The organism is Brevundimonas sanguinis, assembly GCF_029636725.1.
Lineage (GTDB): Bacteria > Pseudomonadota > Alphaproteobacteria > Caulobacterales > Caulobacteraceae > Brevundimonas > Brevundimonas sanguinis.
Genome location: NZ_CP116770.1, coordinates 1,763,490 through 1,777,692 on the forward strand (window position 1 = coordinate 1,763,490; position 14,203 = coordinate 1,777,692).

The following is a 14,203-nucleotide window of genomic DNA, read 5'->3' on the forward strand; positions in this document are numbered from 1 at the left end:
CCGCCACCTCAGTTCAGGCTCGCCACAGCGTCGATGAGAGCGTCCACCGCCGCCTCTTCGGTCGCCCAGGAACAGACGAACCGCACCGAACCGTCGTCGAACTGATAGCAGGCCCAACCGGAGGCGTTCAGCGCCTGATGCGCCTCGTCAGGCATGCGCACGAAAACCGCATTGGACTCGACTGGATGAGCGAGAACGAAGGACGTCCGGGCCTCAATGCCGTCCGCCAGACGCTGAGCCATCAGATTGGCGTGGGCGGCGCCCGACAGCCAGTCGCCGCTTTCCAGCAGACCCAGCAGCGGGGCCGCCAGCAGCCGACCCTTTGACGCCGTCTGACCCGCCTGCTTCAGCCGATTGTCGATCCGCCGCGTCAGCCCCTTGTCGAAGATGACCAGCGCCTCGACGCAGTGCGCGCCGGCCTTGGCGCCGCCGAACGACAGAACATCCACGCCCAGCCGCGCGATATTCTTGGGGTCGAAACCCGCGGCCACGGCGTTGGCCAGCCGCGCCCCGTCCATATGGACGCCAAGCCCCGCGCTATTGGCCGGCTCGATCAGGTGGCGAAGCTCTTCCTCGGAATAGACGGCGCCGTACTCCGTCGCCTGGGTCAGGCTGAGGGCGGCGGCAGGCTGGCGATGGCCGACGACAGGCTCTTCCAGAGCGGCGTGCAGCGCCGCCACGTCGATCTTGCCCGAGTAGCCGGGCAGCCCGATCAGGCCGACGCCGTGACCGAAGAAGCCGGGCGCGCCAGTTTCATCCGTGCAGATATGGGCCGCGTGGTGGGCCAGCACCGCCTCATAGGGGCGCGCCAGCATCGACAAGCCGATGGCGTTGGCCGCCGTGCCGCTGAACAGGAAGCGCACCTCGGCGTCGGCGTCCAGCGTCTGACGGATCAGGTCGGCGGCTCGCGCCGAGGTCTCATCGGAGCCATAGGCCCGCGCGAACCCGGTATTGGCCGCGATCAGGCTCTGAAGGGCCGAGGGCGCCATGCCCGCCGTATTGTCGGAACCGAAATCGAAACGCACGGGTCACTCTCCCCCTCGGCCGGACGATCCGTCCTGAGCCGCATCGTTTTCCAGCGGGGCCATGACGACCCGCGCGAACTTGGCGTCCTTCGCCGGCACCTCGACCTGGTGCGGGAAGGGAATCTCGATACCGGCCTCGTCCAGCGCCTCCTTGCCCGCCTGCATCAGGTCTGACTGGGTCTGCCACCAGTCGGCGTTGTTGACCCAGGCGTGCAGGGTGATCTGGACCGAGCTGTCCAACAGACCCGTGACCCCGGTCCACGGCGCCGGATCCTTCAGCACCCTGTCGTTCACCCTGGCGACCGACGCCAGAACGGCGCAGGCGTCCTTCAGGTTTTCGCCATACCCCACGGTAAATTTGATCTCGATCCGGCGCGTCCGCTGGCCCGTCACATTGACGATGACGTCGCTCAACACCTTGGAATTCGGAATGACGATCTTGTGGTTGTTGGCGTTGGTCAGCTGAGTAGTGAACAGATCAAGCTTCTGCACCGTGCCGGAGGCGCCGCCCACGTCGATGGCCTCGCCCACGCGATAGGGGCGAAGGATCAGCAGCATCACCCCCGCCGCCACATTCGACAGCGTCCCTTGAAGGGCCAGGCCGACCGCCAGCGAGGCGGCGCCCAGAACGGCGATGATGGAGGTCGTCTGCACGCCCAGACGCTGCAGTACGGCGATCATGCCGATGATGACGACCACCACCCGCACAATCTGCACCATAAAGGCCAGCACCGTGGGATCGCGCCGCACCAGCCGCGTCCGGCCCAAAATCTTCCGCGCCGCCCCCGAGGCCCAGCGCGCAGCGAGCAGGGTCAGGACGAAGATGATCGCCGCAATCGCCAGGTTGACGGCGAAATCGCCTAGCAGATCCATAGCCTTGGCCAGAATAGCGGCGTCCATGCTCAGCCTCTGCTCGCCGGCGGCCATCGCCTGAGCCAAGGGCTCGGCCAGAACGACGCGACTATGCAGGAAATTCATGAGCATGAACCGGGTCTAACGCACGTGGAGCCGATTGGAAGCCCCGACGCTCAAGCTTTTTCACCGGCGCTGACCCGACCGCCGCCGCGCTCGATGGCGTCCAGCAGATCGAGCACCGTCTCGAGCGTATCCGCCTCGCGCGCGGGCTTGTCCCAGCGGATGCGGCTGACGCGCGGGAAGCGCATGGCGACCCCCGATTTGTGCCTCGTCGAGCGCTGAAGCCCCTCGAAGGCGATCTCAAGAACCAGGCCGAAATCGCGTTCGGCGCGAACCGCGCGAACGGGGCCGAAACGATCGGTGGTGTGGTCGCGCACGAATTTGTCGATCTGTTTCAACTCCTCGTCGGTGAAGCCGAAATAGGCCTTGCCGACCGGCGTCAGCGCGCCTTCCTCGGTCCAGACGCCGAACGTGTAGTCGGAATAGAAGCCGGACCGTTTGCCGTGGCCCCGCTGGGCATACATCAGAACCGCGTCGATGACGTGAGGATCGCGCTTCCATTTGAACCACGGCCCTTTCGGGCGGCCAGCGACATAGGCGCTGTCGCGGCGTTTCAGCATCAGGCCTTCGGCAGCGGCGCCGACCGGCGGATCGGCCCGCAAGGCCGCCAGATCGTCCCAGGTCGCGTGGGTCAGCAACGGCGACAGCGCCAAGCGATCGCCCTCATGTCGGGACACCAGACGCTCGAGCCGCTCTCGACGCTCCGTCAGCGGCAGCGCGCGCACGTCCTGCTCTCCGTCGGCAAGCAGGTCGTAGGCCAGGATGGCCGCCGGATAATCCTGCATCAATCGCGCGCTGGCCGTCTTGCGGTTTAACCGCTGCTGCAAGTCGCCGAACGGAGCGACAGCGCCATCGCGCACGACGAGCAGTTCGCCGTCCACCGCGCCCTCAAAGGCCAAAGCCTGGATCACGTCGGGAAACGTCGCCGAAATGTCGTCGCCGGTGCGGGAATAGAGCCGCGTCACCCCGCCTTCGCGCACGGCCTGCACCCGCACGCCGTCCCATTTCCACTCGGCCACGAAGTCCGTCGGGTCCAGACGGGGCATATCCGTCGCCTCATCCAGAGCGGTCGCCAACATGACGGGACGGAACCGGCCGGAAGCCTCGGCGCTGGGGCGCTCGCCTCGCCCTTCCAGCCAGGCGAACAGATCGCCATAGGGCGCGCTCAGCCCATGCCAGACCTCTTCAATGTCTGCGACGTCGACCGGCGGCAGGACGGCGGCCTGCTCGCCGCCTTCCGGCGTAGGAGGCGCGCTGACGGCGTCCGGCCGCATCATGGCCGTGGCGGTGCGCGCCAGGCGCGCCGACACGCCGACGCGCAGTCCGCCTGTGACCAGCTTCAACAGCGCCCAGCGCCCTTTCGGCTCCAGGGCGTTCAGCCAGCCTTCGATCAGACGGGGCGCCTCCTGCCGGCCTGCGCCCTGCAGCGCGTCCACGACCTCGCCCAGCGACGGCTCGCGGTTGGGCCGGTGGTCGGGATCGGACGGCCAGATCAGGGCGACCGTCTCGGCCAGGTCGCCCACATAGTCGTAGGACCAGCCGAACAGCACAGGATCGACGCGCGCCTCGGCGGCCTTGCGGATCATGGCCGGCTTGGCTGCGGAGAATGTCAGGTCGCCGGTCAGCGCCGCCAGCGCCCAGCCCCGATCCGGATCGGGCGTCGACCGGAGGTAATCGCGCAAGAGAACCAGCTTCGCCTTGCGCGACGCAGTCAGCGACAGTCGATCAAGCAGTTCGGCGAAACGGCGCAAATCGGCTCCTGAGATTCGGTCGTGGCCTTACGGAACGCCGAACCTCGCAAGCGTTTCCGTATCCGTCAGGCGGCTTCGCTCTCGACTGACTGTTGAAGCGCGGGCCGCCCGCCCTTGGCCTGGGTCATAAGGCCGGCAAGACTGCGGAAATCGATCGGCTTGTTCAGGTAGGCGTCGGCTCCAGCCGCCATGCCGGCTTCGTGGTCCTCGTTCCGGGCCGACGCCGATAGCACGACGATCGGCGTTTCGGCGTTGGCGCCGCCCGCGCGGATCAGACGGGTGGCGGTCAGGCCGTCCATGACCGGCATGTTCACGTCCATGATGATCAGGTCAAACGCCTGATGTTGAGCGATATCGACCGCCTCCTGGCCGTTTTCAGCCGTCGTGGTGCGGCGTCCGGTCGAGCCCATCCACGCCTCAAGGATCATGCGGTTGACCGGGTGATCCTCGACGACCAGCACCTTCATGCCGTCCGGTTCGATGCTATCGGAGTCCGCGTCGGCCTGAGCGGCCTCATCTTCCCAGCAGACGACCTCGCCCTCGACAGCGAAGGTGAAGACCGACCCCGAGCCGACCTGAGACTGCACCGTGATGTCGCCGCCCATGATGTTGGCCAGGCGTCGCGAAATCGTCAGGCCCAGACCCGTGCCGCCGAAGCGTCGTGTCGACGAAGCGTCGATCTGGGTGAAGGGCTGGAACAACTGATCCATGTCGCCTTCTGAAATCCCTGCGCCGCTGTCGTGAACCGCGAACTCGAACGCCACGCGGCGCTCGGAGATACGGCGGCTTCGCGTCACAAAGCGGATGTCGCCGCTCTCGGTGAACTTCACCGCGTTGGACAGCAGGTTCTGCACCACCTGACAGACCCGCAAGGGGTCGCCGCGCACGACGGCAGGCGTATCGCCCTCGAACTCGGACACGAACCTCAGTCCCTTGGCCTCGGCCTGCGCCTCGAAGGGGCCGACGATGCGGCGGTGAAGGTCGTCCAACTGGATGTCGATGGACTCGAAGTTCATCCGCCCCGCCTCGATCTTGGTCATGTCGAGGATGTCGTTCAGCAGGCTGAGCAGATTGTCGCCCGAGTTGCGGATGATCGCCAGATATTCGCGCTGGGCGCCGTCCAGCCGCGTCGCGCTCAACAGCTGCGCCGCGCCGAGCACCCCGTTCATCGGCGTGCGCAGTTCGTGAGAAATGACGCCGAGGAAGTTGGATTTGGCCTCGTTGGCCGCGTTCGCCTTGTCCCTGGCCGCCTCCAGTTCCTCGATCAGATGCGCCTGGTGTTCCTGGAAAGCGCGGATGCGTTCCTCGCGCAACATGGTCATCGTCACGAGGACGAACAGCGAGGCCGCCGTGAACGGCGCCAGCATGAGGAAGGGCCAGAAGGCCGGATCGCCGATCAGGGTCACAGCGATGATCGCCGCCGCGACGCCGTAGGGCGATGAAATCACAATGGCCTGCTTAGGCGAGCTGCGCAGTTGGGCGAAGACCAGCACATAGCCGGAGATCAGCAGTGCGATCGCCAGTTCGCGGCCGAAGAGCGAGTCGGAAAACCAGGCCATAAGGGGCGCCGCCGCCCAGGCGGCCGTCGTCACAGCGCCCACAATCGGAAAGATGCGGTCCCACCCGGCCTCAGCGTTCTGGCTGCGGCTGATCCGTTTTTCCGCCACGCCGCGCAGCGCCCCGGCGGCCAGGGTTCCGGCGAACCACAGCAGGCCATGCAGCAGACCCACGGTCGCGATCAGCCCCACGGCCCAGCTGGTGATGATCAGATAGCGCAGATAGTGGGTCTGCAGGATGGCGGACAGAGCCTGGGCGGCGCTGCCGGCCTCCTGGCTTTCAAGCCCCTTCCCTATTCCTTCGGAACCCACCATGGCGACGCCCCCGCTCGCTGCAATATGCTTCGGGGGCGGACGCTATGGCCAAAAGTTCTAAGACGATATGAATGCGGAGAACTACGTAATCCCAAATCGGTGAATATCAGCCCGCGGCCTCGCCCGGCGTCTGGGCGCGGATGGATAGGGCGTGAACCGGGCCGCTGAGCTCGTCTTTCAGAGCCGTATTCACCGCCCGCTGACGCGCGACGCGATTCATGCCTTCGAAGGCGGTGGAAACGATCCGCAGCTGGAAATGACTTTCTCCGCCGTCCTGGGCGTCGATTCCCCCTTCGTGGTGGTGGCCGGCGTGTTTCCAGCTGTCGTCCTCCAGCTCAATCACGCTCGGAGCGAAGGCCGCTGTCAGTTTTTCACGGATAATCGTCGCCACAGGGCCATTAGACATCGGTCGTTCCTTGAAGCCGTCCAAATCAGCCCTACACTTCGGAGGATGTCTGCGTCTTTTCAATACAAGCCTCGCTTTACCGATATCCGCGTGAAGCCGCCCCGGCCCGAGGAGGAACAGGCCGAGGCCGACGTCCTGCACCTGAAGCCCGGCGAGAAGCGCTGCGAGTGGCCCGACTGCTCTCGCCCGGCGACCGCCAAGGCGCCCAAGTCGCGCGAGCAGATCAACGAATTCTACAACTTCTGTCAGGGCCACGCGGGCCAGTACAACAAGGGCTGGAACTTCTACGCCGGCATGAACGAGGGCCAGATCCGCGCGGCCCAGGAAAACGAGGCCATGACCGGCGGCCGCCCCACCTGGCAGATGAAGGCCGGCCCCCAGACGCGCGAGGCGGCCGCCTTCGCCGCCAAGTTCGGCACGAACAACACCTCAGGCGCCGGTTCATGGCGCGACAGTTTCGGCCTGTTCGGACGCAGAACCCAGGAAGCGCCGGTCGCCGAGGCCCCTGAACAGCGCATGGGCAAGCTGGAGCGCGCCGCCCTGGCGGACCTGAACCTGGAGCCGGGCGCCGACAAGGCCGCGGTGAAGGCCCGCTATCATGAGCTTTTGAAGCGCTTCCACCCGGACACCAATGGCGGCGACCGTGGCGCCGAGGTCAAACTTCAGAGCGTGATCAAGGCCTGGAAAACCTTGAAAAAGGCCGGTTACGCTTGAGGGACCTCAGCAGGCCGGCGCCGCCGGGCGAGGCCTCCACGCGGGTGACCTGCCCGCCGAGTTGAGACGAGTCCCAGATCTCCGCGAAGACGTCCGCGCCGCTTTCGCCGCGCATCACCTGGCGCGTCTCGCGGATCGCCTCAAGGAAGGTGTCGGCCTCAAGCGCAAGCATTTGAGGCGTCCGGCCGGGCGCGTCGTACACATAGCAGAAGAACTGCGGCAGCGTGGTCATCTCAGCCCCTCCCCAATGGGAGCGATGCGGCAATTGTTAACATCACGCTGTGGATATTCCGAATCACAGAACCGTTGTTTCTGAGAGGCGTTGAAGCAGCTTCAGCCCTTCAAAATGTTCGGAGCCTGTCTCATGGAAATCCTGTACCGCGCCCACGCCACGGCGTCCGGCGGAGGACGCGACGGGGGCCGCTCGGCCACCGACGACGGCAAGATCGACGTCCGCCTGTCCGTCCCGACCGAAATGGGGGGCAAGGGCGGCGACGGAACCAACCCGGAGCAGCTGTTCGCAACCGGCTACGCCGCCTGCTACCTGGGCGCCCTGCGTCTGGTGTCCGGCAAGGCGGGGACGCCTGTGGGACCTGACACCAAGGTCGAGGCAGGCATCGGTTTCGGCAAGAACACCCGCGGCGAAGGTTTCAACTTGGATGTGACGCTGAAGGTCACGGACCACGGATTGGACGAGGCGGTTATCAAAGACCTTATCCACAAGGCGCATCAGGTCTGCCCCTACTCCAACGCCACGCGCGGCAACGTCGAGGTCGCCCTTTCGGCGGAATAATCCGACCGGCCCAGCGCTAATCATCAGTCCGGCCCCTCGCGCGTGTTGAGCCGCGCGCGCGAGGGCGCTAGGTGGTGGCCATGACCTCTCCGCTCGACGCCTCCCCCGATCCGCTCGTCACGCTGGAACCGCACCGCAAGGTCACGCTGAAAGAAGCGTTCGGCATCGATTCCGACATGGTCGTGCCCGCCTTCGAGACGCGCGACAGCCACGTGCCCGAAATCGACGAGTCCTATCGGTTCGATCCGCAGACGACGCTCGCCATCTGCGCGGGCTTCGCCTACGACCGCCGCGTGATGGTCCAGGGCTATCACGGCACCGGCAAGTCGACCCACATCGAGCAGGTCGCCGCGCGCCTGAACTGGCCGATGGTGCGCGTGAACCTGGACGCCCACGTCAGCCGGATCGACCTGATCGGCAAGGACGCCATCGTCCTGAAGGACGGCAAGCAGATCACCGAATTCCGCGAAGGCATCCTGCCGTGGTCGCTGCAACGCCCGGTCGCCCTGGTGTTCGACGAATACGACGCGGGCCGCCCCGACGTGATGTTCGTCATCCAGCGCGTGCTGGAGGCGCAAGGGCGCCTGACCCTGCTTGACCAGAACCGGGTCATCCGTCCGAACAAGTGGTTCCGCCTGTTCGCGACCTCGAACACGGTCGGTCTGGGCGACACCACGGGCCTGTATCACGGCGCCCAGCAGATCAATCAGGCGCAGTTGGACCGCTGGAACATCGTCACCACGCTGAACTATCTCGACCACGACGTGGAAGCCGAGATCGTCGTGGCCAAGGCGCCTGAGTACGACACGGCCGACGGCCGCCGTCAGATCGCCGCCATGGTCCGCGTCGCCGACATGACCCGCAACGCCTTCATGAACGGCGACATCTCGACCGTCATGTCGCCCCGCACGGTCATCACCTGGGCCCAGAACGCCATCATCTTCGGCGGCGACCTGGCTCTGAGCTTCCGGCTGACCTTCCTGAACAAGTGCGACGAGCTGGAACGGCCCACCATCGCCGAGTTCTATCAGCGCGCCTTCGGCGAGGACCTGCCGGAATCCGCAACGCGGGTGAAGATCGGCTAACGCTCTCGCCTATCGCCATATTGAAAAGGCCGCCGTCCGATCCGGAAGGCGGCCTTTTTGTTCAGCCGTGCTGACGGCTTAGCGCAGGCTGGACGCGAACATCCGCGGCCGCGAACGCCGCACCAGCCACAGGTTCACCGTCGCCGCCCCAAGCACGAGCGCCGCCACGGCCTGGTGGAGCACGCCCAGCGTCACCGGCACGGCGTGGATCAGGGTCATGACGCCCAGGCCCGCCTGGAACCACAGCGCGCCCGCAAAGACGACGGCGGCGATCCCAAGCCCGCCGTCCAGACGCCCGCGCAGGGCTTGGACCGCATAGAAGGTGCCGGCGAACAGCAAGGCATAGGCGCCTATGCGGTGGTTCAGCTGCACCAGCCCCTGATCATGCAAGAAGGCCAACACCCCCTGCCCCCACGCGATCGGCGGGAAGAAGGCTCCGTTCATCAGCGGCCAGTCGGTATAGATCAGGCCCGCCTTGGCGCCCGCCACCAGGCCGCCCAACAGGCACTGGACGAAGACCCCGCCCAGCAGCAGGCCCGCGGCCCAGGTCCAGGCGCGCGACGGGCGGTTGGCGTCAACCCCGGCCCAGGCCTCCAGCCCCGTCCAGATCAGGCCCGCAAAAATCACGAAGGCCAGGCCCAGATGGGTCGCCAGACGTTCCGGCGCTACATCGACGCGCTCGGCCAGGCCGCTGGACACCATCCACCAGCCGATCAGACCCTGCAGGCCGCCCAGAGCCAGAAGAACGGCGCAGCGGCCGATCAGACGACGCGGGATCGCCCGAAAGGCCAGGAAGGCGATGAAGGGCAAGGCGAAGACGGCCCCGATCAGACGCCCCAGCAGCCGGTGCGCCCACTCCCACCAGAAGATGTACTGGAACTGCGCCATGCTCATGCCGGCGTTCACTTCGGTGTACTGGGGGATGGCCTTGTACTTGTCGAACGCCTCGACCCAGTCGGCGTGGTTCATCGGGGGCAGCGCGCCCATGATGGGCTTCCATTCCGTGATCGACAGACCCGATCCGGTCAGGCGCGTCGCCCCCCCGACCACGATCATTGCGAACACCAAGGTCGCGCAGAAAAACAGCCACAGCGCCACAGCGCGGCTGCGATCCAAATCCCCAATACGCTTCATTCGACGCCTGCCGTTCGCCCCGATATGCTTGCCGCCTCTTCACAGGCGGCGGAACCGAGGGATATGCCCCTCCCGCGTGGCAAGATCGAGTCGCTTTCTTCGCCAAAGCGTCGCACAGCAGTCAGGGAGCGCCGGCCGGTGCAATATATAGAGATCGCCATCGCCGTTGTCGGCGCCGTGGCCCTGGCGTGGATCGCCGACCTTCTGACGGGACGCCGAGGCATAGGGGCCGTCATCCTGGTCGCCCTGGTCAGCGCGGCCTGCGGCGCCTTCCTGGCCATTCGCGTCTTTGCGGTCGCGGCGCTGACGGACTGGGAGTGGCTGCTGTGGTCGCTGGTGACCACGGTGATCGGCCTGGCGGCCTTCTTCCTGTTCAGGAACAAGCGCTGATGCCGCCCCGCGCGCGCCGGTTCGTCGCCACCGTGGCGGTGGTGTTCTTCCTGATCTTCTGGATCTGGGGCGCCGTGACGCTGCACGCCCTGTTGCCTAAGGCCTGGTGGATCGACCTGATCTTCTTCGCCGTGGCGGGCATCGGCTGGGGCGTGCCGCTCATTCCCCTGCTGCGCTGGGCCGAACGGGAATAGAGGTTTGGCCGGGCCGCCCCGACATCAGGGCGGCCCGACCTTCGCATCAGAAGCGGACGCGCACGCCGCCGAAGACGCCGCGACCGGCCGTGCCGTAGCCCAGCACGGTCTGGTAGTCCTCGTCGAAGGCGTTCTCGATCCGGCCGTAGACTTCCAGATTGTCGTCGATCGGATAGGAGGCCCGCAGGTCGACCAAGGTGAAGGCGTCGACCTTCACCGCGTTCGCCAGGTCATTGAAGGTCTCGCCCACGTAGCGAACGGACAGGCCGGTTTTCAGACCGAAGGCCCAGTCGTAGTCGGCCGCGAGATTGCCCATGTGCTCGGGACGCAGGCGCAGACGCTTGCCTTCATGATCGCCGACGGCGTTCTTGGCGTCCGTCCAGGTGTAGTTGGCGTTCAGGTGCAGGCGCTCGGTCACGTCGAGACGGCCGATCAGTTCGACGCCCTTGGTCTCGGCCTTCTGGATGTTCTGATAATAGCCGCCGTACGGCTGGCTGCAGATCGGGTGAGCGTCGCCGGGCAGGCAGTTGGCGTAGTTGATCTCATTGTCGCTATCGCGCTGGAAATAGGTCGCCGAGACGACGGCGCGGTCGAACAGGCGTTGTTCGACGCCGATCTCCCAGCTCTCGGCTTCTTCAGGCTGCAGATCCAGGCTGCCGTACTCGCTGTAGAGCTCGTACAGACCCGGCGCGCGGAAGCCCTGCCCCCAGTTGGCGCGCAGGACGGTGGCTCCGTCGTTCAGCGCCCAGGCCGCCGCGACCTGCCCCAGCAGATTGTCGCCATACTGGGCGTGATCGTCATAGCGCAGCCCGCCGGTCAGGGTCAGTCCGTCCAAAACAGTCCACTGAACCTGGCCGTAGACGCTGTTCAGTTCAGCCTCGCCGCGCCCGTAGTCTGCGTTGGGATTCCAATCGCCGAGCGAGCGCGCCTTCATTTCAGACTTTTCGTGCTCGACGCCGAAGGTCGTGTTCAGCGTCTCGGTGAGGGCGAAGGCGCCCTGATACTCCCACCGGCGGTTCTGGCCTTCGGAATCGAAGGTCAGGGGCTGGATCTTGTTGTCCGGGTTGAAGTTGCGACGATCCGTATCGGTGTGGGCATAGCCGATGCGGTTACGGAAACGGCCGTCCAGAAGGTCGATGTTCAGCCCGGCGTAGGCGACCAGCTCCTGCGTCTTGCCATAGTCGCGGCTGTCGCCGTTCCAGGCGTCGAAGTCTGCGCGCCCGCTGGACCAGACCGAGCGCAGGTCCAGCGACACGGCGTCGGTGATCTTCAGATTCAACCGTCCCGACAGGCCGGTATTGTCGTAGCCGTCGTCTTCGGTTCCCGTGGCATAGGCCGAGAAGCCGTCGGTGGCGTAGCGGCTGGCCGCCAGGCGCCAGCTCAGTCGCTCATTGGCGCCGCTCACGCCGCCGCGGAAATAGGTCGTGCCGCGCGCGCCGGCTTCTGCGTCCAGGCCGCCCTGGAAGGCTTCTGTCGGCTCGGTCGTGACGATGTTCACCACGCCGCCGATGGCCTGACTGCCCCACAGGGTCGACTGGGCCCCGCGCAGAACCTCGATGCGGGCCGCGTCGCCGACCAGCAGATTGCCGAAGTTGAAGCCGCCCTGGGTCGAGGACGGGTCGTTCAGCTTGACCCCGTCGATCAGGACGACGGTGTGGTGGCCCTCGGCGCCGCGGATATACAGGCTGTTGGCCGCGCCCACGCCGCCGTTGCGGCTGTAGCTGACGCCCGGCGTCTGCGCCAGAAGCTCGGCCACGGCGGTCGTCTGGCGCGCTTCAATGGCGGCCTGGGTCAGGACGGCGACCGAAGCGCCGACACGCTCGATCGGCTGAGCCGAGCGGTTGGCGGTGACGACCACGTCCTCGACGGCGGTGGCGCCGGCGCGGCCCGCGACATCGGGGGCGGCGGCTTGCTGATCGAGCGCTTCAGCGGCGAAAGAAGGGGCGGCGGCCAGAAGGCTGGCGGCGGCCAGGGCGGCGAATGCGGTCCGGTTCATTCCGGGTCTCCATATGACGACGCCGCGCCGGACCGACCCTCGCCCGGATGAGCGAAAGCGGCCGCTGACGCGGCTGGTTTACGACTGTCGTCACACGAGTTGCCTCGACCGCCCGGCACATCCCGACCGCGCGGAGAACGACGGCGACAGGCAGGTCTCCTGGCTCGCGGATCAAGGCCGGTGCGCGTCGCCTTCCCAGCAGTCGATGAGGTCGTGACCTCTCGAGCCGCCAGTGGCGTTTGACGCGCGGGCTAACCGCTTACAGTTGCGGGAACAGCCGGAGTTTCACACTCCGTTCCCTTTTAATCCCCCGTCGAGGGGAACCTGACGCGACCGCCGCAGTAGGGCCGCGCGCGGTTCAGGTCAACAGCAACGCCCGGCCCGGCATGGCGGGCTCCGGCCTTACACCCAAGAAAAAGGGCGTGGAGATGATCTCTCCACGCCCTGCTTCTTGTTGGACCGAACCGACGTCAGACGGCGGCGGGCTGCGGCTCGCCGTCCGCGCTGTCCGCTGCAGGGATGTCGTCCAGCTCGCCTTCCCACTTGGCGACCACTGCGGCGGCGACGGAGTTGCCGACGACGTTGGTGGCCGAGCGCCCCATGTCGAGCAGGTGGTCGACGCCCAGCACAATGGCGATCCACGCCTCAGGCAGGCCGAAGTAGGTCAGGGTGGCCATGATCACCACCAGCGAGGCGCGCGGAATACCCGCAATGCCCTTGGACGTCACCATCAGCAGCAAGAGCATGAAGATCTGCTGCGACACGCTCAGATGCACGCCGTGGGCCTGCATGATGAACATGGTGCCGAAGGTGCAGTAGAGCATCGACCCGTCCAGGTTGAACGAATAGCCCAGCGGCAGGACGAAGCTGACGATGCGGCGGCGCACGCCGACCTTGGGCAGGGCCTCAAGGATGCGCGGGTAGGCGGCTTCCGAGCTGGCCGTCGAGAAGGCCAGCAGCGTCGGGGTGCGGATGGCCTGGAACAGCGGGATCACCCGCTTGCCCAGCACCACGGCGCCCGCCACGAACAGCAGGCCCCACAGCACGCCCATCGAACCATAGAAGCCCAGCACGAACTTGGCGTAGGTGCCCAACATCTCCAGCCCCTGGGTGGCGATGGTCGAGGCCAGGGCGGCGAAGATGGCGAACGGCGCCAGCTTCATCACGAACTCGGTCACCTTCAGCATGATGCTGGCGGCCTGTTCGACCAGGTGCAGCACCGCCGGCGCCTTGTCGTCGAGGGCGGCGACCGCCGTGCCGACGAAGACCGAGAAGACGACGATCTGCAGGATCTCGTTCCTGGCCATGGCGTCGAAGATCGAGGTCGGCACCAGGTGGGCGATGAAGCCGTGCAACGAGAAGGCGTCGGTCGAGGCCGCCGGGGCCGTCGCAGCCACCGCCTCGGGCAGGTGCATGTTCGCGCCCGGCTGCAGCAGTTGGACCATCACCAGGCCCAGCACCAGCGACACGATCGAGGCGCCGATGAACCAGGTCATGGTCTTGACGCCGATCCGCCCGACCGAGGCGGCGTCCTCCATATGGGCGATGCCCGCCACAAGGGTGGTGAACACCAACGGCGCGATGATCATCTTGATCAGACGCAGAAAGATGTCGGTGATGAGATTGAGGTTCGACGCGGCGGCCGAAGCCTGATCCGCCGTCAGAAATTTATTCAGGCCCCAGCCCGTCACAACGCCGAGGACCATAGCCCCGACGATGAGGTAAGCGAAAATACGTTTCATACAGTCGTCCAGGTTCGCGGCGCAGAATCCCCCAACGCCGCCGTTACACCAATGGAGGGCCCCACCGCCCGCAGCTCAGCCGGAGCGAATAGCCGATAAAACCCCTGTGGCACATCACATATTCTTG

The 14,203-nt window shown here is 66.1% G+C and carries 14 protein-coding genes and 1 riboswitch; of the genes, 5 read left to right on the plus strand and 9 right to left on the minus strand.

Translation table 11 applies throughout. The features are described 5' to 3' along the window. Nucleotides 1-8: 8 nt before the first annotated feature. From PIB44_RS08825 to PIB44_RS08845, 5 genes are all read right to left on the minus strand, one after another. The gene (locus tag PIB44_RS08825; RefSeq protein WP_278069091.1) at nucleotides 9-1,025 is read right to left on the minus strand and encodes a threonine aldolase family protein; all 1,017 of its coding nucleotides are present in this window, start codon (nucleotides 1,023-1,025) and stop codon (nucleotides 9-11) included. Nucleotides 1,026-1,028: 3 nt separating this feature from the next. Beyond that, on the minus strand, nucleotides 1,029-2,009 hold the full coding sequence (locus PIB44_RS08830) for a mechanosensitive ion channel family protein (RefSeq protein ID WP_278069092.1): 981 nt from the start codon (nucleotides 2,007-2,009) through the stop codon (nucleotides 1,029-1,031). Nucleotides 2,010-2,053: 44 nt separating this feature from the next. After that, a complete protein-coding gene (locus PIB44_RS08835) occupies nucleotides 2,054-3,751 on the minus strand; it encodes a cisplatin damage response ATP-dependent DNA ligase (protein ID WP_278069093.1) in 1,698 nt (565 codons plus the stop codon). Between the two features lie 65 nt (nucleotides 3,752-3,816). Further along, nucleotides 3,817-5,622: a response regulator gene (locus PIB44_RS08840; protein ID WP_025977214.1), complete on the minus strand. Its 1,806-nt coding sequence runs from the start codon at nucleotides 5,620-5,622 to the stop codon at nucleotides 3,817-3,819. 106 nt (nucleotides 5,623-5,728) lie between these two features. Next, entirely contained in the window at nucleotides 5,729-6,052 is a 324-nt protein-coding gene (locus PIB44_RS08845; RefSeq protein ID WP_446680376.1) for a BolA family protein, read from the minus strand. Nucleotides 6,053-6,073: 21 nt separating this feature from the next. On the opposite strand from PIB44_RS08845, the gene PIB44_RS08850 reads away from it, so the two are divergent. Next, the gene (locus tag PIB44_RS08850) at nucleotides 6,074-6,742 is read left to right on the plus strand and encodes a J domain-containing protein (RefSeq protein ID WP_025977216.1); all 669 of its coding nucleotides are present in this window, start codon (nucleotides 6,074-6,076) and stop codon (nucleotides 6,740-6,742) included. Here the strand turns inward: PIB44_RS08850 and PIB44_RS08855 are convergent. Continuing rightward, nucleotides 6,702-6,974, minus strand: a complete 273-nt coding sequence (locus PIB44_RS08855; RefSeq protein WP_025977217.1) for a hypothetical protein — start codon at nucleotides 6,972-6,974, stop codon at nucleotides 6,702-6,704. The two genes, PIB44_RS08850 and PIB44_RS08855, sit on opposite strands and share 41 nt — an antisense overlap. 132 nt (nucleotides 6,975-7,106) lie before the next feature. Between PIB44_RS08855 and PIB44_RS08860 the strand changes: the two genes are divergently transcribed. Both PIB44_RS08860 and cobS read left to right on the plus strand, forming a co-directional pair. Then, on the plus strand, nucleotides 7,107-7,535 hold the full coding sequence (locus tag PIB44_RS08860) for an organic hydroperoxide resistance protein (RefSeq protein ID WP_278069094.1): 429 nt from the start codon (nucleotides 7,107-7,109) through the stop codon (nucleotides 7,533-7,535). An 80-nt stretch (nucleotides 7,536-7,615) separates the two neighbouring features. Beyond that, nucleotides 7,616-8,620, plus strand: coding sequence for a cobaltochelatase subunit CobS (gene cobS / locus PIB44_RS08865; protein WP_025977219.1), 1,005 nt, complete (start codon nucleotides 7,616-7,618; stop codon nucleotides 8,618-8,620). Between the two features lie 78 nt (nucleotides 8,621-8,698). Here the strand turns inward: cobS and PIB44_RS08870 are convergent, their stop codons facing one another. Continuing rightward, nucleotides 8,699-9,754, minus strand: a complete 1,056-nt coding sequence (locus PIB44_RS08870; protein ID WP_278069095.1) for a COX15/CtaA family protein — start codon at nucleotides 9,752-9,754, stop codon at nucleotides 8,699-8,701. A gap of 138 nt (nucleotides 9,755-9,892) precedes the next feature. On the opposite strand from PIB44_RS08870, the gene PIB44_RS08875 reads away from it, so the two are divergent. Continuing rightward, nucleotides 9,893-10,144, plus strand: coding sequence for a transglycosylase (locus PIB44_RS08875; protein WP_278069096.1), 252 nt, complete (start codon nucleotides 9,893-9,895; stop codon nucleotides 10,142-10,144). Continuing rightward, a complete protein-coding gene (locus tag PIB44_RS08880) occupies nucleotides 10,144-10,338 on the plus strand; it encodes a DUF2842 domain-containing protein (protein ID WP_025977222.1) in 195 nt (64 codons plus the stop codon). Before PIB44_RS08875 ends, PIB44_RS08880 begins: the two co-directional genes overlap by 1 nt. 46 nt (nucleotides 10,339-10,384) lie before the next feature. Here the strand turns inward: PIB44_RS08880 and PIB44_RS08885 are convergent, their stop codons facing one another. Further along, nucleotides 10,385-12,334, minus strand: coding sequence for a TonB-dependent receptor plug domain-containing protein (locus PIB44_RS08885; protein WP_278069098.1), 1,950 nt, complete (start codon nucleotides 12,332-12,334; stop codon nucleotides 10,385-10,387). Nucleotides 12,335-12,466: 132 nt separating this feature from the next. After that, nucleotides 12,467-12,677, minus strand: a riboswitch (cobalamin riboswitch). A gap of 127 nt (nucleotides 12,678-12,804) precedes the next feature. After that, nucleotides 12,805-14,076, minus strand: a complete 1,272-nt coding sequence (locus PIB44_RS08890; protein ID WP_278069100.1) for a dicarboxylate/amino acid:cation symporter — start codon at nucleotides 14,074-14,076, stop codon at nucleotides 12,805-12,807. Nucleotides 14,077-14,203 lie beyond the last annotated feature (127 nt).